Annotated in this window: 14 protein-coding genes; 7 read left to right on the top strand and 7 right to left on the bottom strand. The window is 67.5% G+C overall.

Annotated elements, in window-relative coordinates; genetic code table 11:
• Positions 1 to 54: 54 nt before the first annotated feature.
• From LRS53_RS18765 to gshB, 7 genes are all read right to left on the bottom strand, one after another.
• Positions 55 to 1,332 (bottom strand): dihydroorotase, encoded by a 1,278-nt coding sequence (locus LRS53_RS18765; protein ID WP_184292040.1) that lies wholly within the window; start codon positions 1,330 to 1,332, stop codon positions 55 to 57.
• Positions 1,329 to 2,327, bottom strand: a complete 999-nt coding sequence (locus LRS53_RS18770; protein ID WP_017640980.1) for an aspartate carbamoyltransferase catalytic subunit — start codon at positions 2,325 to 2,327, stop codon at positions 1,329 to 1,331. The genes LRS53_RS18765 and LRS53_RS18770 overlap by 4 nt, the downstream gene beginning before the upstream one ends.
• A gap of 15 nt (positions 2,328 to 2,342) precedes the next feature.
• Positions 2,343 to 2,852, bottom strand: a complete 510-nt coding sequence (gene pyrR, locus LRS53_RS18775; RefSeq protein WP_017640979.1) for a bifunctional pyr operon transcriptional regulator/uracil phosphoribosyltransferase PyrR — start codon at positions 2,850 to 2,852, stop codon at positions 2,343 to 2,345.
• Between the two features lie 2 nt (positions 2,853 to 2,854).
• A complete protein-coding gene (ruvX, locus tag LRS53_RS18780; RefSeq protein WP_007161675.1) occupies positions 2,855 to 3,307 on the bottom strand; it encodes a Holliday junction resolvase RuvX in 453 nt (150 codons plus the stop codon).
• Entirely contained in the window at positions 3,304 to 3,873 is a 570-nt protein-coding gene (locus LRS53_RS18785) for a YqgE/AlgH family protein (RefSeq protein WP_231356925.1), read from the bottom strand. Before LRS53_RS18785 ends, ruvX begins: the two co-directional genes overlap by 4 nt.
• 55 nt (positions 3,874 to 3,928) lie before the next feature.
• The gene (locus LRS53_RS18790) at positions 3,929 to 4,807 is read right to left on the bottom strand and encodes an energy transducer TonB (RefSeq protein ID WP_231356926.1); all 879 of its coding nucleotides are present in this window, start codon (positions 4,805 to 4,807) and stop codon (positions 3,929 to 3,931) included.
• A 103-nt stretch (positions 4,808 to 4,910) separates the two neighbouring features.
• A complete protein-coding gene (gshB, locus tag LRS53_RS18795; protein ID WP_231356927.1) occupies positions 4,911 to 5,861 on the bottom strand; it encodes a glutathione synthase in 951 nt (316 codons plus the stop codon).
• A gap of 220 nt (positions 5,862 to 6,081) precedes the next feature.
• Between gshB and pilG the strand changes: the two genes are divergently transcribed.
• The 7 genes from pilG (at position 6,082) to LRS53_RS18840 (ending at position 18,735) form a co-directional block, all read left to right on the top strand.
• Complete coding sequence (gene pilG, locus LRS53_RS18800; protein ID WP_007161679.1) at positions 6,082 to 6,489, top strand: twitching motility response regulator PilG; 408 nt, start codon at positions 6,082 to 6,084, stop codon at positions 6,487 to 6,489.
• A gap of 40 nt (positions 6,490 to 6,529) precedes the next feature.
• Positions 6,530 to 6,895, top strand: coding sequence for a twitching motility response regulator PilH (gene pilH, locus LRS53_RS18805; protein WP_007161680.1), 366 nt, complete (start codon positions 6,530 to 6,532; stop codon positions 6,893 to 6,895).
• A 49-nt stretch (positions 6,896 to 6,944) separates the two neighbouring features.
• Positions 6,945 to 7,481 (top strand): chemotaxis protein CheW, encoded by a 537-nt coding sequence (locus LRS53_RS18810; protein ID WP_231356928.1) that lies wholly within the window; start codon positions 6,945 to 6,947, stop codon positions 7,479 to 7,481.
• 161 nt (positions 7,482 to 7,642) lie between these two features.
• Entirely contained in the window at positions 7,643 to 9,673 is a 2,031-nt protein-coding gene (locus tag LRS53_RS18815) for a methyl-accepting chemotaxis protein (protein ID WP_231356929.1), read from the top strand.
• A gap of 62 nt (positions 9,674 to 9,735) precedes the next feature.
• Positions 9,736 to 10,584, top strand: coding sequence for a CheR family methyltransferase (locus LRS53_RS18820; RefSeq protein ID WP_269216785.1), 849 nt, complete (start codon positions 9,736 to 9,738; stop codon positions 10,582 to 10,584).
• 11 nt (positions 10,585 to 10,595) lie between these two features.
• A complete protein-coding gene (locus LRS53_RS23665; protein ID WP_269216786.1) occupies positions 10,596 to 17,723 on the top strand; it encodes an Hpt domain-containing protein in 7,128 nt (2,375 codons plus the stop codon).
• Positions 17,716 to 18,735 (top strand): chemotaxis protein CheB, encoded by a 1,020-nt coding sequence (locus tag LRS53_RS18840; RefSeq protein WP_231356931.1) that lies wholly within the window; start codon positions 17,716 to 17,718, stop codon positions 18,733 to 18,735. The genes LRS53_RS23665 and LRS53_RS18840 overlap by 8 nt, the downstream gene beginning before the upstream one ends.
• Positions 18,736 to 18,742 lie beyond the last annotated feature (7 nt).

The following is an 18,742-nucleotide window of genomic DNA, read 5'->3' on the forward strand; positions in this document are numbered from 1 at the left end:
AGAGACAGAGAAAAGGGGCTCCGCGGAGCCCCTTTTCTATTCAGGCGCCTCTATTCAGGCGCCGCGCTGGTAGGTCGCGCGTCCCCCTACCAGGGTGCGTTCGATGCGGCCGGGCAGGGTGAGGCCTTGGAAGGGGCAGTTGCGGCCACGCGACAGCCAGGGCGTGGCGGCCTGGGCGGTCGGCTGCTGGGCGAACAGCACCAGGTCCGCCGGCAGGCCCTTGGCCAGGCGGCCCGCCGCGAGGCGCAGCGCCTGGGCCGGACCGCTGGTCAGGCGTGCCAGCAGGGTCGGCAGATCCAGCAGGCCGTCTTCCACCAGGGTCAGGGCCAGCGGCAGCAGCAATTCGACACTGCTGATGCCCGGCTCGGTGGCGGCGAAGGGCGCCAGCTTGGCGTCCGCCTCGTGGGGCTGGTGATGGCTGGAGATGGCGCCGATCACCCCATCACGCACTCCGGCTCTCAGGGCGTCGCGGTCCCGCGCGGTGCGCAGCGGCGGCTTGACGTGATAGAGACTGGAAAAGCCCTGCAAGGCCTCGTCGGTGAGCAGCAGCTGGTAGAGCGCCACATCGGCGGTCACCGGCAGGCCGCGGGCCTGGGCGGCGGCGATCATCTCCACCGCGCGAGCGCTGGTCAGCTGGCCGAAATGGGCACGCACGCCGCTCTGTTCCACCAGCAACAGGTCGCGAGACAGGGCGATGGTCTCCGCGGTCTCCGGGATGCCGGTGAGACCCAGGAAGCTGGCGGTGGGGCCTTCATGGGCGAGGCCGCCATGGGCTAGGTCGGCGTCCAGAGCGGTAAAGACCACGGTAAGGTCGAAGGTGGCGGCATATTCCAGCGCTCGCCGCTGCACCCGCAGATTCTCGAAGGGCTGCAGGCCGTTGGTGAAAGCCACGCAACCGGCGTCGCGCAAGGCCATCAGTTCGGCCAGCTGCTCGCCGCCTAGGCCCTTGGTCAGGGCGCCGATGGGATGGACGCGGGCGTGATCGGCGGTGCGCGCCCGGTCGAGGATGAGTTCGGCCACCGCAGTGGTGTCCAGCACCGGGCGGGTGGTGGGCGGGCAGCACAGGCTGGTGACGCCCCCGGCCGCGGCGGCGCGGGTCTCGCTGTCGACATTGCCCTTGCGGGTCAGGCCCGGTTCGCACAGGGCGACATCCAGGTCGACCAGACCAGGCGCCAGGATCAGGCCGCTGGCGTCCAGCTGCTCGTCGGCCTGGAAGCCCTGGGGCGCTTCGCCCAGGGCCAGGATGCGACCCTGGTCGACATGGACGTCGCTGACCTGGTCGAGGCCGGTGGCCGGGTCGATCACCCGGGCATTGCGGATGCTCAGGCTCACTGCGCATTCTCCTGTAGCTGACGCTGGGCGGTCTGCCCGCTCATGGTCATCGACAGCACCGCCATGCGGACCGCGATGCCGTAGGTGACCTGGTTGAGGATGACCGACTGCTCGCCGTCGGCGACCGCCGATTCGATCTCCACGCCGCGGTTGATCGGTCCCGGGTGCATGACGATGGCGTCGGGCTTGGCGCGGGCCAGGCGCTGGCGGGTCAGGCCGAACAGCCGGTAGTACTCGCCTTCGCTGGGCAAGAGGCCACCCTGCATGCGCTCGCGTTGCAGGCGCAGCATGATCACCACGTCCACGCCGTCCAGGCCCTCGGCCAGGTCGGTAAAGGTGCGCACGCCATAGAGTTCTTCGAGGCCGACCGGCAGCAGGGTGCGCGGCGCGACCACGCGGATGTCGCGGCAGCCCAGGGTACGCAGCGCCAGCATGTCGGAGCGGGCGACCCGCGAATGCAGGATGTCGCCGACGATGGCCACCGAGAGGTTGGCGAAGTCGCCCTTGTGGCGGCGGATGGTCAGCATGTCGAGCATGCCCTGGGTGGGGTGGGCATGGCGGCCGTCGCCGCCGTTGATGATGGCCACATCGGGGCAGACGTGCTCGGCGATGAAGTGGGCGGCGCCGGAATCGGCGTGGCGCACCACGAACATGTCGGCGGCCATGGCCTCCAGGTTGCGCAGGGTGTCGAACAGCGTCTCGCCCTTGCTGGTGGAAGAGGTGGAGACGTTGAGGGTGATGACGTCCGCCGACAGCCGCTTGGCCGCCAGTTCGAAGGTGGTGCGGGTGCGGGTCGAATTCTCGAAGAAGACGTTGCACACGGTCTTGCCGCGCAGCAGCGGCACCTTCTTCACCGCCCGGGCGCCGACTTCCAAAAAGGAGTCGGCGGTATCGAGCAATTCGGTGAGGAGTTCGGCGGGCAGGTCGTCGAGCGACAGGAAGTGGCGCAATTGGCCCTGGGCGTTGAGTTGCAGCGAGCGCGTAGCGTCGGTCATGGCAGCGGATCCAGGTCAGGCGGCGGGAGCGTCGCGGTATTCGAGGGCGAGCGGCGTGGGGCCGGTCAGCTTGACGCGCTGGGTGGGGGCCAGGCTCAGGGTGGCGCCCACCACGTCGGGCTGGATCGGCAATTCGCGGGCATTGACGTCCAGCAGGCAGACCAGGGTCACACTGGCGGGACGACCATAGTCGAAGAGTTCGTTGAGCGCCGCGCGGACGGTACGGCCGCTCATGAGCACGTCGTCCACCAGCACCAGGTGGCGCCCGTCGATCTCGAACGGCAGCGCCGAGGGCCGTACCTGAGGGTGCAGGCCCTTCTGGGTGAAGTCGTCGCGATAGAAGGAGACGTCCAGACTGCCCAGCGGGGTATCCAGGCCGAGTTCGGCCAACAGGGCCTCGGCGACCCACAGGCCACCGGTATGGATGCCGACGAAGCCGGGATCGGTGATGCCGCGGCGATCCAACGATAGGCGCAGGTCGGCGGCCAGCCGCGGCAGGAGCTCGGCGGGAGAGGGCAGGTGCATGGCTACTCCGATTGCGGGCGCGCGGCCCGTTCCAGTTGTTGGGTCAGCCAGCCTTCCAAGAGGAGGGCGGCGGCAAGGGCGTCCACCGGGCGCTCGCGATAGCCGTCGCGCTGACCGCCCTGCAGGCGCTCGCCCTTGGCGGCATAGGTGGTGAGGCGTTCGTCATGGGTATGCACGGGCAAGCCGTAGCGACCCTGCAGGCGGCGGGCGAAGCGTTCGGCGCGCTCGCTCATCTCGCTGGGGGTGCCGTCCATGTTCAGTGGCAGGCCGACCACCAGGGCGGTGGGGCGCCACTCGTCCAGCAGGCGCTGGATCTGCTGCCAGTCGGGAACGCCGTTCTGCGCCTTGAGGGTGAGCAGTTCGCGGGCCTGACCGGTCACGGCCTGGCCGACCGCGACGCCGATCTGCCGGGTGCCGTAGTCGAAGCCCAGGTAGAGGCCGCTGGGTGCGCTCATGCGTGGCCCGCCTGGCGCGAGAGCAGGCGCAGGTCGACCCCCAGCAGGGCGGCTGCCGCGCCGAGGCGCTGCTCGCTGGGCGTCTCGAACAGCAGGGCGCTGGTGGCCGGGGTGGTGAGCCAGAGATTGGCCGCCAATTCCTCTTCCAGCTGGCCGGGACCCCAGCCGCTGTAGCCCAGGGTGATCAGGTGGCGGCTCGGGCCGGTGCCGTCGGAGAGGGCGAACAGCACGTCCGGCGAGGTGGTGAGGCTGAGTTCGTCCAGTTCCAGGGTGTTCTGGAACACCGGGCCGGCGTCATGCAGGACGAAGCCACGATCGGTCTGCACCGGGCCGCCGGCATAGAGCACGACCTGGGTGTCTTCCAGGGTGGCCGGGACCTCGGGCCGCAGCTGTTCGAGCAAGTCGTCCAGATGCAGGCCATTGGGTCGGTTGATCACCAGGCCCATGGCGCCATCCGGGCCGTGGTCAACGAGGTAGATCACCGTCTCGGCGAAATGGGGATCGTCCATCTGTGGCATGGCGATCAGGAGCTGGTGCTGTAGGGTGGTGCTGGAGGTCGGCTTCATGACCGGCAAGTTTCCCGGTTGCGCGGTCCGGCTTCAAGTCCAACGGCGTCCAGGGCTATTGACTGGACAGGCGGTCGCCACGCTCGAAGCGCCAGGTGCGGATGATCTCCAGCCGGTCGATGTCGGCCAGATCGCCGCTGAAGGGAGCGAAGGGCGCCGCCAACCGGACGATGCGCAGCGCCGCCTGGTCCAGCACCGGGCGGCCCGAGGATTCCAGCACCTGGACCTCGTAGAGCGAGCCGTCCTTGTTGATGGCCACCAGCAGGCGCAGGCTGCCATAGAGGCGGTCACGCTTGGCCTGCTCGGGGTAGTTGAGATTGCCGATGCGCTCGATCTTGCGCCGCCATTCTTCCTTGTAGCGGGCGCCCTTGTCCTTTTGCGTCGAGGCGGCGTTGATCCGCCAGATCTTTGGCCGCTTGGCGTATTGCTGGCGCTCCTCGGCGAGCTGGGCTTCCAGGCTGGCGAGTTCGGCGGCTTGGCTGTCTGATTCGGGGCTCGGAGCGTCACGCTGTTCCCGTTCGGGCGTCTCGCGACTGGGCTCGGCCTTGGTCGGCCGCGGGGCGCGGGTGGTCACCGCCGCCTTGGGCGCCTGGGCGCGATCCGCCGCCGGCGGGCGAGCCGGAGGCGCGGCCTGGCGGATCTCGCTGTCGTGGAACGGCGCCTGCACCGGGGTGCTCGGCGCTGCCGCCTTGTCCAGGGTGCCACTGCCCTGCTGGTTTTCCTGGGCGAGGAAATCAGCCTGCTTGGGCGCCTCGTCGCTCTTGAAGCTGGCCAGCGTCACCTCCAGGGTGCGACTGATCTGGCTGGGCTCGGGCAGCGAGAAACCGACGCCGAGGATCAGCACGACGTGCAGCAGGGTCGCGATGAGCAGCGTGAAGCCCAGGCGGTCGGCGGGACGGACCTGGGCGGCGGTGGAGGAGGCGGTGCTGGGCATTGACTGGGTCGGCAAGGGCAGAGGACGCGCGGCAGGGCTGGCGCCAGTCTGCGGATTGTGTCCGCGCTTGTCCATGCCGCTGGGGGCAGCATGGACCCTCGCCTCAGCGCGCGCGCTTCTGCGCGATCAAATCAATGAGGCGCTCGGCGATGCGGGTGTCGTAGGCCGCATCGATCTCGCGGATGCAGGTCGGGCTGGTGACATTGATCTCGGTGAGGTGCTCGCCGATCACGTCCAGGCCGACGAAGAGCAGGCCGCGCTTGCGCAATTCCGGGCCCACCGTCGCGGCGATCTCGCGATCCCGCGCCGACAGCGGCTGGGCGACGCCGCGGCCACCGGCGGCCAGGTTGCCACGGGTCTCGCCCTGGGCCGGAATGCGCGCCAGGCAGTAGTCCACGGGTTCGCCGTCGATCATCAGGATGCGCTTGTCGCCATCCTTGATGCCCGGCAGGTAGCGCTGGGCGATGATCTGCTGGGTACCGTGGGCGGTGAGGGTCTCCAGGATCACCGAGAGGTTGGGATCGCCTTCCCGATGGCGGAACACCGAGCTGCCGCCCATGCCGTCCAGCGGCTTGAGGATGACGTCACCGTGGCTGCGGGCGAATTCGCGGATGATGTCGGCGCGACGACTGACCAGGGTCGGCGGCGCCAGCTCGGGAAACAGGGTGGCGAAGAACTTCTCGTTGCAGTCGCGCAGGCTGGCCGGGCGGTTGACCACCAGGGTGCCGCCACGCTCGGCCTGCTCCAGCAGGTAGGTGGCATAGACGAATTCGTTGTCGAAGGGCGGGTCCTTGCGCATCAGGATCACGTCCAGCTCGCGCAGGGGCAGGTCGACGTCTTCGCCAAAGGCGAACCAGCGCTCCGGATCCTGGAACACGTCCAGCTGCCGGCCACGGCCGCGGGCCTCGCCATCGACCTGGTACAGGTCCTGCATCTCGAAATAGTGCAGGGTCCAGCCGCGCGCCTTGGCCGCCCACAGCATGGCCATGGAGCTATCCTTCTTATAGGAGATGCGTTCGATGGGATCCATGACGATCCCCAGGCGGATACTCATTGACGCTAGACCTCGGTTCTACGTGGGCAAGGCGTCAGAATAGCCCTTCGATCCCCTTCAGTGCCAATGCTTGCGCGATCGTCGTGGTGGGCGGGCCGGTGGTCCGCCACCAGGGGATCTGCGTGGTACGTCACGGTATTGTGTGCTACAAAGAGGCGCCGCCAAAGTGCCCGGATCGACATCATTCACGTTTCATCGACGATGAGCTGGTAGCTTGAACATGGAACAGTATTCGGAAGGGCTGAAGGTCATGGTGATCGACGACTCGAAGACGATTCGTCGGACCGCCGAGACCCTGCTCAAGAAAGTTGGCTGCGAGGTCATCACCGCCATCGATGGATTCGATGCGCTCGCTAAGATCGCCGATAGTCATCCCCACATAATCTTCGTGGACATCATGATGCCGCGACTGGATGGCTATCAGACCTGCGCGCTGATCAAGAACAACAGCGCCTTCCGCGCGACGCCCGTCATCATGCTGTCTTCGCGTGATGGCCTCTTCGACAAGGCCAAGGGCCGCATCGTCGGCTCTGACCAGTACCTCACCAAACCCTTCAGCAAAGAAGAGCTGATCGGTGCGATCAAGACCCACGTCCCCAGTTTCACTCCGCTCGAACAAGCGTCCTGAGTGTCCTGAGGCGGGCGATTCTATCTAGTAGGAAATTTTCATGGCTCGAATTCTGATCGTCGACGACTCTCCCACCGAGATGTACAAGCTCACCGCCATGCTGGAAAAGCATGGGCATCAGGTGCTCAAGGCCGAGAACGGTGCCGATGGCGTCGCCCTGGCCCGTCAGGAGAAGCCGGATGCGGTCCTGATGGACATCGTTATGCCCGGCCTCAACGGCTTCCAGGCCACCCGGCAGCTGACCAAGGATGCCGAGACCAGCCACATTCCGGTGGTCATCGTCACCACCAAGGACCAGGAAACCGACAAGGTCTGGGGCAAGCGCCAGGGCGCCAAGGACTACCTCACCAAGCCCATCGACGAAGACACCCTACTGCGCACCCTGGCGGGTGTCCTGCAAGGCTAACGTCCGACGTCCGTTTCTCGCGGCAGCGCCCTACAGGGCAGGGAATCCTATGAGCGACGCTACCACGCCCTATGAACTCTTGCGCCTGATCGATCTGCGCTGCCGCGAGCGGGCGGCCGGTCTGCCGGCGCAACAGGAAAACCAGCGCAGCTGGAGCGGTATCGGCTTTCGTCTCGGTGAATTGCGCTTCGTGATTCCCATGGGCGAGGTCAGCGAGATCCTGCCGGAGCCGCGCTTCACCGCGCTGCCCGGCGTCAAACCCTGGCTCAAGGGCGTGGCCAACGTACGCGGTCGCCTGCTGCCGATCGCCGACCTGGGGCAATTCCTCGGCGTAAAGATCCAGGCCCTGCGCAAACAGCGGCGCATCCTGATCGTCGACCATGGCGACCTCTTCGTCGGATTGGCGGTTGACGAAGTCTTGGGTATGCAGCATTTCGACATCGAGGCCTATCACGAGCACGCCGACAACGTGCCGTCGGGCCTGCACTTCTTTCTGGAAGGTGTCTTCCAACGCGACGTGCTCTGGCTGGTCTGCAGCCCACGCGCCTTGGTCGAGCATCCCGAATTCATGGACGTCGCGGCCTAGGTCGCCAGGCGTCCGGGCGCTGCGAGGCGGATCGGGGTCGGGATGGCAGGAGCCGTCGCCGACGGGTGGGGGTAGGGCGACGAGCATCGGTTTCAAGCGAACCGATCCGGCGTCCGACAAGGATAGAACTAAAGGAACCAAGGTCCAGGCGGGGGCCGCTGATGAACAAACTCAATACCGGGAAAATCAACGCGTGGGTCGCGGGCATGTTCGTGGTGCTGATCGTCGCGATCGTGCTGCTGTTCGCCAACTTCGCGTACCTGGGCACCCAGACCAACTACGACAACCAGTATCAGGGTCAGGCCACCGAGCTGCGGATTCTCTCGCAGCAGCTGGCCAAGAGTGCCAGTGAGGCCGCCACCGGCAAGGCCGAGGCCTTCAGGGACCTGCGCCAGGCGCGCGCCGAGTTCGAGCGGCGCCTGACCATCCTGCGCAGCGGCGATCCGCAGACCGGTCTGCCGCCCTCGCCGGCGATCCTCGGCCCGCGTCTGGATACCCTGCAATCCCAATGGGAGACCCAGCGCAAGCAGGTCGACACCATGCTCGGCAGCGAGCAGACCGTGCTGTCCCTGCACCAGCTGTCCGGCGCCCTGGCCGACACCATTCCCCAGTTGCAGGTCGAAAACGAAGAGATCGTCGACATCCTGATCGAGCGCGGCGCGCCCGCCGGCCAGGTGGTGGTGGCCCAGCGTCAGGCACTGCTGGCCGAGCGGATCCTCGGTTCCATCAACAAGATCCTTACCGGCGACGAAGCCGCCGTCCAGGCTGCCGACAGCTTTGGCCGCGACGCCAGCCTGTTCGGCCGGGTACTCAAGGCCATGCGCGAAGGTAATGCCTCCATGGGCATCGCCAAGATCACCGACCCCGAGGCGGTCGGCCGACTCAACGAAGCCAACAAGCTGTTCGAATTCGTCTCCGGCAACGTCGACGAGATTCTCGCCACCTCGCCCGAACTGCTGCAGATCCGCTCCGCCGTGGGCCTGATCTACCAGGGCTCCCAGGCACTGCTCGGTTCCGCCTCGGAGCTGAGCGCCGGTTACGCTTCGCTGGCCCAGAGCCGCAAGATCAACACCGTGGGCAGCTATCTGCTGGTGTTCATCGCCCTCGGCGCCATCCTGTGCATCGGCTACATCCTGGTGCGCGATACCCGCCGCCGCCTAGCCGAGACCGACGAGAAGAACCAGCGCAACCAGACCGCCATTCTGCGTCTGCTGGACGAGATCGCCGACCTGGCCGATGGTGACCTGACCGTGCAGGCCACGGTGACCGAGGACTTCACCGGCGCCATCGCCGACTCCATCAACTACTCCATCGACCAGCTGCGCGAACTGGTGGAGACCATCAACCAGACCGCCGTGCAGGTGGCCGCCGCCGCCCAGGAATCCCAGGACACCGCGACGGTGCTGGCCGAGGCCTCGGAGCACCAGGCCCAGGAAATCGCCGGGGCCTCCGCGGCGATCAACGAGATGGCCGTGTCCATCGACCAGGTATCCACCAACGCCTCGGAGTCCACCGCGGTGGCGGAGCGCTCCGTGGCCATCGCCAACAAGGGCAACCAGGTGGTGCACAACACCATCATCGGCATGGACAGCATCCGCGAGCAGATCCAGGACACCGCCAAGCGAATCAAGCGCCTGGGCGAATCGTCCCAGGAGATCGGTGACATCGTCGGCCTGATCAACGACATCGCCGACCAGACCAACATTCTGGCCCTGAACGCCGCCATCCAGGCCTCCATGGCCGGTGACGCCGGTCGCGGCTTCGCCGTGGTCGCCGACGAGGTCCAGCGCCTCGCCGAACGCTCTTCCGGCGCCACCAAGCAGATCGAGGCCCTGGTCAAGGCGATCCAGACCGACACCAACGAGGCGGTCATCTCCATGGAACAGACCACCTCGGAAGTGGTGCGCGGGGCCGCCCTGGCCCAGGACGCCGGTGTGGCGCTGGAAGAGATCGAGAAGGTTTCCCAGAGCCTGGCCGGACTGATCCAGAACATCTCCAACGCCGCGCGCCAGCAGTCCTCGTCCGCTAGCCACATCTCCAGCACCATGAACGTGATTCAGGAGATCACCTCGCAGACCTCGGCCGGTACCACCGCCACCGCGCGCAGCATCGGCGAGCTGGCCAAGCTGGCCAGCGAGATGCGGCGTTCGGTGTCGGGCTTCAATCTGCCGAACGAGCAGCCGCTGGGCTGAATGCAGCGGCCACATCGTGGTGTGGCGAGGGGGGAGACGGGGTGGGGGAGTCGAGTTGGGCGTTGCGCCGTGCTCCCGAGCTGCCGGATGCGGACTTCGAGCGTTGGCGACAGCTGCTGGAAACCCGCGCCGGCATGGTGTTGGACGATCGCCAGCGCAGCTTTCTGCAGATCCAGTTGGCCGCGCGCATGCGCGAACTGGCGATCGCGGACTACGACAGCTACTACCAGGTCGTCTGCGCGGGTATCAGCGGGCGCATCGAATGGGTCCGACTGCTCGATCGGCTGACCATCCAGGCCACCCGCTTCTTTCGCCATCCCCCTTCCTTCGCGCTGCTGGAAGCCTATGTGAGTGAATTCGCCCGGACCACCGAGGGCCAGGGGCTGACCCTGTGGAGTCTGGGGTGCGCCAGTGGAGAGGAAGCGTTTTCGATGGCCATCAGTACCGCCGAAGTCCTGGCACGGCAGGCGCGACCCCTGACGTTCGCCCTGACCGGCACCGACATCAGCAGCGAAGCCCTGCGCCAGGCGCGGCAGGGTAGCTACAGCCTGCAGCGGCTGGCCGGCGTGTCGGCCAGCCTGCGCGAGCGCTATTTCCGTGCCCAGGCGGACGGCAGTTTCGAGGTCGTCGCCGGCTTGGCGGAGCGACTGTGCTTTGCCCGGCTCAATGTGCTGGAGCTGGGCCAGGCGCCCTTGCAGGGGCTCAATGTCATTTTTTGTCAGAACTTGCTGATTTATTTCCGCCGCTGGCTGCGTCGAGACCTGCTCAATCAGCTGGTCCAGCGGCTTGCACCGGGTGGGCTCTTGGTCCTGGGTGTCGGTGAGGTGAGCAATTGGAGCCACCCGCAACTGGTACCCGTCGATCATCCCGAAGTCCTGGCGTTCACCCGCCAGCCAGACCACCCGGCATGACAGGAGCCGAGATGATCGATCGACACGACTACGTAGCCCTCGAGTGGGTCAAGGGAGAGATCGCCGAAACCTTGCAGCAGGCCCGCAAGGCGCTCGAGGCGTTCGTCGACAACCCGCACGACCGTAGCCGCCTGGGTTTCTGTCGGACCTATGTGCACCAGGTCTACGGCACCCTGCAGATGGTGGAGTTCTATGGCGCCGCGCTGCTCGCCGAGGAGATGGAACTGCTGCTGCAGGCCCTCCACGAAGAGCGGGTGAACAGCTCGGACGAGGCGCTGGAGGTGCTGATGCAGGCCATCCTGCAGGTGCCGCCCTATCTGGATCGGGTCCTCGAGGCCCGCCGTGATCTGCCACTGGCCATCCTGCCGCTGCTCAACGACCTGCGCTCGGCGCGTGGTGAAAAGCTGCTCTCGGAAACCAGCCTGTTCTCGCCGGATCTGTCCGCCACGCCGCTGTCGCTGAGCGATGCCGAACTGGCCGACCGCGCCGCGCCGGACTGGCTGCCACGGCTGCGCAAGCTGCGCCAGGCGCTGCAAGGTGCCCAGGTCGGGCTGTTCCGCGACCGCGATGTCCAGTTGCACCTGGATTACCTGCTGCGGGTCTTCGAGCGCCTGGACCAGCTCTGCGCCGGTTCGCCCTTTGGCGCCCTCTGGCCGGTGGCGGCGGGACTGACCGAGTTGCTGCAGGCCGGCGAGCTGGACAACAGCAGCTCGATCCGCGGTCTGCTGCGCCAACTGGATCGTGAACTCAAGCGGCTCATCAGCGATGGCGTGACCACCCTCAACCAGCCGGCGCCGGCCGATCTGCTGAAGAATCTGCTGTTCTATCTGGCCAAGGCGCCGGTGCAGAGTCCGCGCATCGCCGCGCTCAAGGCCCACTACCGTCTCGACGAAGCCCTGCCGGATGCCGAGCTGGTGGGGTTCGAGCGCTCGCGCATCGTCGGTCCGGATCGCGAGGCCATGCGTTCGGTGGTGACTGCGCTCTGCGAAGAGCTGGTGCAGATCAAGGACAGCCTGGACCTGTTCGTGCGCAGCGATCGCCAGCAACCCGCCAGCCTGCGGGGCCTGTTGGCACCGCTCAAGCAGATCGCCGATACCCTGGCGGTGCTGGGCTTCGGTCAGCCGCGCAAGGTGGTGCTGGAACAGCACGAAGCCGTCGCCGACCTGGCCGCTGGCGTGCACGAGGCCAGTGACGCCGCCCTGATGGACATCGCCGGGGCGCTGCTCTATGTCGAAGCCACCCTGGCCGGCATGGTCAGCGGCAACGAGGTCGGCGATGCCGAAGAGAGCCGCCTGCCCACCACCGACATCGATCAGTTGCACCGGGTGGTGGTGCGCGAGGCGCGCAATGGCCTGGAGCAATCCAAGGACGCCATCATCGAGTTCATCGCCTCCCAGTGGAACCATGTCCACCTGGAGCCGGTGCCCCCGCTGCTGACCCAGGTGCGTGGCGGCCTGGCGATGATCCCGCTGGAGCGGGCCGCGGCCCAGGTGCAGGCGGCCAACGACTACATCTGCCAGCAACTGCTGGGCAAGCAGGCGGTGCCGGACTGGCAGAGCCTGGATACCCTGGCCGACGCCATCACCAGCGTCGAGTATTACCTGGAGCGCCTGGCGGAAGATCCGTCCACGCCCCACGACATGATTCTCGACATCGCCGACGAGAGTCTCATCGCCCTCGGCTATCCGCCCAAGGCGGTCGGCGAAGGTGCGGAGGCGGAGGCGCCCCTGGTCTCCAGCGCGGTCGAGACGCTGCCTCTGGATCGACCGGAAGAGCCGGCGCCGGAAGCGGAGCCGGTGCTCGAAGAGATGCTGGAACTCACCGCCCTGCCGATCGAGGACCCTGCGGACGCTGAAGCAGAATCCCACGCCGACTTCCAGTCCGAACCTGAGCCTTTGACCGCCGATCATCAAGCGGACGCGCAGGCAGCGGCCGATGTGGTGGCTGACGCGGCGCATGGCGAGGCCGAGCCTGCCGAGGAGCTGCCTGCCGGTATCGAGCTGGACAGCCTGCCGCCGGCGACCGCCGATGCCGATGCGGTCGCCGAGGTGCTGGCCGCGCCGGTCAATCCCATCAATCCCCCGGCGGCGCAAGTGCCGCAGGCGCTGCTGCCACCGGCGGCCGGTGCCGAACCGGTCGAGGACGAGCTGCGCGAGGTCTTTATCGAGGAGGCCGGCGAGGTCCAGGTGGAACTGGAACGCTGGTTGCCGACCTGGCAGGCAGACCCCGAGCAGCGTACCGCGCTGAGCGAATTGCGGCGCAATTTCCATACCCTCAAGGGCAGTGGTCGCATGGTCCAGGCGCTGGTCATCGGCGAGCTGGCCTGGGCCCTGGAGAATCTGTTCAATCGCCGGCTGGATCTCAGCGTCGCTCACAGTCCCGCCCTGCAGACGGTGGTCGAGCAGACCTGTGCCCTGCTGCCGGAGCTGGTCGAGGAATACGCCGAGGATCGCCAACGGCAGCGCGATGACGTCGACTGGCTGGCCCATGCCGCCCATGCACTGGCGCGCAACGAAGCCCTGCCCGAGCGGGCTTCGGCGAGCGACGCAGTTCCCTCCGTGGCGGCGGCGCTGCCTGAGGTGGAGAGCGTCGAGCCCGCGGCAGCGGCACTCGCCGCTGGCGAAGCCGATACCCAGCTGCTGGACATCTTCCGTACCGAGGCCCAGGCGCACCTGGAAACCGTGCGTCGCTTCCTCGAACAGGCCGACGCCGGTAGCGTCCAGCCGGTCTCCGACAATCTCCTGCGCGCCCTGCACACCCTCAAGGGCAGTGCCCATATGGCGGGCAGTTCGCCAATGGCCGAGCTGGCGTCGGCGCTGGAGCGGCTGGCCAAGGAATACAAGCTCGCCCATGTCGCCTTCGCCGAACCCGAGTGCGCCCTGCTGGCTCAGGGGGCCGAGTTGCTGGAGCAGCGGCTGGCTACGCTCGATGAGGGGTCGCTGGCGACCCCGCTGACGGGTGCGGCGGCCGTGATCGAGCACTGCGAGGCACTGCTGGAAGAGCTGAATCCGCAGCTGCCGATCCCCGCAGCACCGCTGCCGGAGCAGCGTGACGTCCTGCGCCTGACCGATTTCCTGATGCCGGCGATGGAGCTGCTGCTGGAAGCCGACGAACGTCTGAATGCCTGGCGCACCGATGGTGACCTGGCGGTCTGCCCGGATCTGCTGGCCGAACGACTGAACACCTTTGCCGACGGGGCGGCCCGGGTTGGCCTGGCCGACGTCGAGCAACTGGCCGAGGCGCTGCAGGTGGTCTATGCCGCCGCGGCGAGCGGTTCGCTGCCGGCCGATGAGGCCTTTTTCCGCGAGGCGGAGGAGGCCCAGGAAGCCCTGATCAGCATGCTCAATCAATTGGCGGGTGGCATGCGGGCCACCCCCAACGAGGAGCGAATCCAGGGTCTGCGCGCCCTGCTGGCGGGCATTCTCGCCGGGCTGCCCATGGCGGCCACCACCCTGCTGGCCGAGCCCGAACCCGAAGACCTCTTCGATCCGGCAACGGCCACGCCGGTGGCACCCGAGCTGGCGCTCGACGTCGAACTGCCCGCCGAAGCCGAAGCCGAAGCCGAAGCCGAAGCCGAAGCCGAAGCCGAAGCCGAAGCCGAAGCCGAAGCCGAAGCCGAAGCCGAGCTTGACCGCGAGCTGCTGGAAGCGGCGGAGGAGCCGCTGCCGCGGGTCGCGGACACCGAGTCGCCGGACGCCGCGGCGGTCGAGTCGGAGGCTACCGCCACCGTCGATCCGGAGATGCAGCTGATCTTCCTCGAAGAGGCCCAGGATCTGCTGGACAGCGCCGACCGGGCTCTGAAACGTTGGCTGGTGGAGCCCCAGCAGAGCTTCCACCTCGGCACCTTGCAGCGCGATCTGCATACCCTCAAGGGCGGTGCCCATCTCGCCGGGGTGGTGCCAGTGGCGCGCCTGGCCACGGAGCTGGACGCCATCTACGAAGGCCTGCTCGACGGCCGCCTCGCCGGTGGTGGCGAACTGGCCCAGCCTCTGCAAGACGCCCATGGCTGCCTGGCGGCGCAGTTGGACGAGCTGGCGGCGGGTACGCCGGTCAGCGAGCATGCCGATCAGGTCGAACGCCTGCAGCGCATCCGTACCGGTCACCTCGATGACCTGGCCGCAGGTGAATCCGAGCCAGCTCCAGGCCAGGTGGATGCCGCCAGTGACATCGATGACCCGGTAGCGGACAGTGCGCCCGAGACCGAGTCCCAGCACCCGGAACCGCTGCCCATGGCCGCTGTGCCGGAGGCGGACGAAGGTCCTGACGCTGAGCTGCTGGCCATCTACATCGAAGAGAGTCGCGACCTGCTCGACAGCATGGCGACCTCGCTGCGCGCCTGGGAAGCCGAGCCGCACAACAGTCTCGCGCTGGAATCCCTGCTGCGTGACCTGCATACCCTCAAGGGCGGTGCACGCCTGGCCGAGGTGGATGCCATCGGCGATCTGGCCCATGCCCTGGAGGCCTTCTACGAAGGCCTGGCGCGGGGACGGATCAAGCCCGGCGCAGAACTAGGCGGCCTGCTGCAGCGTTGCCATGACCGCCTGCACGAACAACTCGAAGCCCTGGCCCAGGGGCAGGCCCCCGCCCCCGCCGCTGAGCTCATCGAGGCCCTGCGCGATTATCGCGGAGCGCCGCTGGCAGCGAGCGTGACCGCCACCGCGGTGGCCGCCGCCACGCCGGTCTTTGACGCAGACACCGATGCGGAAATCCTCGAAATCTTCATCGAGGAGGCCCAGGACCTGCTGGTCAGCATGGACGAGGCCCTGGCCGGCTGGCCGGCCGCGCCCGAGGTGGCAGTGGACGAGCTGCTGCGCTGTCTGCATACCCTCAAGGGCGGCGCTCGCCTGGCTGGCCTTCATGGCCTGGGCGAGCAAGCCCATGGACTGGAACAGCAACTGGTCGAGTTGCGTTCGCAGGCCGTAGGGCTGGGCCCAGGCGACCGCGTTCGCGACCTGGCGACCCAGGGAGTCGACGGGCTGCAACTGGCCGTGGCCCAGTTGTCGTTGCCTGCTACGCCCCAGACGGTCGCGCCCCAGGCGTCGGACGTGCCCGCCGACCTTGAGCAGCAGTCCTTCGAAGCCGACCTGCCGCTGGCCGCGGCGGACGTGGATGCGGACGTTGCAGACTCTCCAGGCGTGGACGGCGCAGCCGGTGCGCAACACGCACCGACCGAATTGCCGGTGGCAGGCGTTGCCGTGGCGCCGCTCATGGTGGCGGCCGAGACGCCCGCGGCGCCCATTGCGCCGCTGCCCTTCGTGCAGCGCCTGCAGCAGGTCCGCCAGCAGGCGGCGCAGCGGCGCTCCTCCCAGGAATTGGTGCGGGTGCCGGCCGCGTTGCTGGAACAGCTGGTCAACCTGGCTGGCGAAACCTCGATCTTCCGCGGTCGCGTCGAACAGCAGGTCAGCGACATCGGCACCACCCTCGGCGAGATGGAAGCCACCATCGAGCGGGTCCGCGATCAGCTACGCCGGCTGGATACCGAGACCCAGGCGCAGATCATCAGTCGTCACCACGAAGACGTGGATCGCGCCGGCTACGAGGACTTCGATCCGCTGGAGCTGGATCGCTATTCCCAGCTGCAGCAGCTGTCCCGGGCGCTGTTCGAATCGGCTTCCGACCTCCTGGATCTGAAGAACACCCTGGGCCAGCGCAATCGCGATGCCGAGACCCTGCTGCTGCAACAGGCACGGGTCAACACCGAGTTGCAGGAAAGCCTCATGCAGACCCGCATGGTGCCTTTCGAGCGCATGGTGCCGCGGCTGCACCGGGTGGTACGTCAGGTCAGCGCCGAACTGGACAAGCCGGTCGAGCTGCAGGTCGGCAACGCCGAGGGCGAGCTGGACCGCACGGTGCTGGAGCGGATCATTCCGCCGCTGGAACACATGCTACGCAACGCCATCGACCACGGGGTCGAGGACGCCGCCGGGCGCCAGCGCGCCGGCAAGCCGGCCGAGGGCGTGATCAGCCTGGATCTGCGCCGCGAGGGCGGCGACATCATCCTGACCCTGGCCGACGACGGTCGTGGCATCGATCTGGCCGCGGTGCGCCGCAAGGCCATCGAGCGCGGCCTGATGGCGGAAGACGCGCAGCTCACCGATCAGGAACTGCTGCAATTCATCCTCGAATCCGGCTTTTCCACGGCGCCAACCGTCACCCAGATTTCCGGACGTGGCGTGGGCATGGACGTGGTGCACCAGGAGGTGAAACAGCTCGGCGGCAACATGGACATCCACAGCGTGGCGGGCGAGGGGACGCGCTTCACCATCCGCCTGCCCTTCACCGTGTCGGTGAACCGCGCGCTCATGGTGCATGCCGGCGACGATCTCTATGCCGTGCCGCTCAACACCATCGAGGGCATCGTGCGGGTGACCGCCGCCGACCTCGAACGCTATTACCGCCCGGGCGCCAGTACCTTCGAATACGGCGGCCAGCACTATGATCTGCGCTACCTGGGCCACCTGCTCGGCAACGGCCAGCAGCCCAAGCTGAGCGGCCAGAGCTTGCCGCTGCCGGTGGTGCTGGTGCGCTCCGCCGAATACGCGGTGGCCGTGCAGGTGGATGCGGTGGCCGGTTCGCGGGAGATCGTGGTGAAGAGCCTCGGTCCGCAATTCGCCGGGGTACCGGGTCTGTCCGGTGCCACCCTGCTGGGGGACGGGCGCGTGGTGGTGATTCTCGACCTCCTGGCCATGATCCGCAGTCAGCGCGGTACCCGCGACGAGTTGGCACGGCTGGCGCAGGGCTCGGCCACGGTGGCCGAAGTCACCCGGCCGGCGCTGGTCATGGTGGTGGACGACTCGGTCACGGTGCGCAAGGTCACTAGTCGCCTGCTGGAACGCCATGGCATGGAGGTCTTTACCGCCAAGGACGGGGTGGACGCCATCGCCCAGTTGCAGGAGCGGCAACCGGACATCCTGCTGCTGGACATCGAGATGCCGCGCATGGACGGCTTCGAGGTGGCGACCCTGGTGCGCCACGACGCACGCCTCAAGGACCTGCCGATCGTGATGATCACCTCCCGTACCGGGGAAAAACACCGCGAGCGGGCGCTGAGCCTGGGCGTGAACGAGTACCTGGGCAAGCCCTACCAGGAGAGCGAACTCCTGGCCCACATCCATCGGTTGGTCAGGGATCATGACTGAGATGCACAATGCCCGCGTCGCCATCCTGGCCGACAGTCCGCTGCAGCGCCACGTGCTGCAGCAGGTGCTGGCCGACAATGGCTATCAGGTCGTCCTCAACAGCGATCCGGAGCGTTTCGACGAAGCGGCCTGGCCCACGGTCGCGACCGACCTGTGGCTGATCGATTTGAGCCAGACGGAAGAGTCGTCGCTGGTCGACGCGCTGCTGGAAGGGGCCGAGGTGCCCATCCTGTTCGGCGAAGGCCAGGCGCCTGAGCGCTTCACCGATCCCTTCACCCAGTGGGAGAAGCGCCTGATCGGCAAGCTCAAGCGGCTGATCGGCGATCCGGTGGCGGCGGTCGGCCCGGCGCTGGAGACCCTGCTGCAGGACCAGCCGCGCCCCCCGCGCCTGACCCTGCCCGAACCCCTGGCCAATCTGCCGCTGCCAGCCGGCGATCCGGCCCCCGAGGTCTGGTTGCTGGCCGCGTCCCTGGGCGGTCCGGCGGCGGTGAAGGCCTTCCTCGATGCCCTGCCGGGCGGTCTGCCGGTCGGCTTCCTCTATGCCCAGCACATCGGCGACGGCTTTGCCGCCAGCCTGCTGCGCGCGGTGGGCCGCCACAGCCAGTGGCACATCCAGGGCGTGCGCCCGGGTGAGCCGGTGCGCTGCGGCGAGGTGGTGGTGGTACCCACCCAGCAGGAGCTCACCTTCCGTGCCAACAGCGCCCTGGACATCGTCGAGCGCGCCTGGCCCGAGCCCTATACGCCGTCGATCAGCCAGATGATGCTCAACCTGGCGCAGCACTTCGGCACCCGTTGCGGGGTCATCGTCTTCAGTGGCATGGGCAACGATGGTACCGCCTCGGCGCCCTATGTGCGGCGCCGCGGTGGCACGCTCTGGACCCAGTCGGCGAGCACCTGCATCGCCCCGAGCATGCCGGAAAGCCTGCGCGAATCGGGTCTCGCGACCCTTACCGCCGATCCCCGCGGCCTGGCCGAAGCCCTGGTGGCGCGCCTGGCCGAGCAGCGAAGCTAAAGGAATC

Source organism: Pseudomonas sp. PLB05 (assembly GCF_021106615.1).
Lineage (GTDB): Bacteria > Pseudomonadota > Gammaproteobacteria > Pseudomonadales > Pseudomonadaceae > Chryseomonas > Chryseomonas benzopyrenica.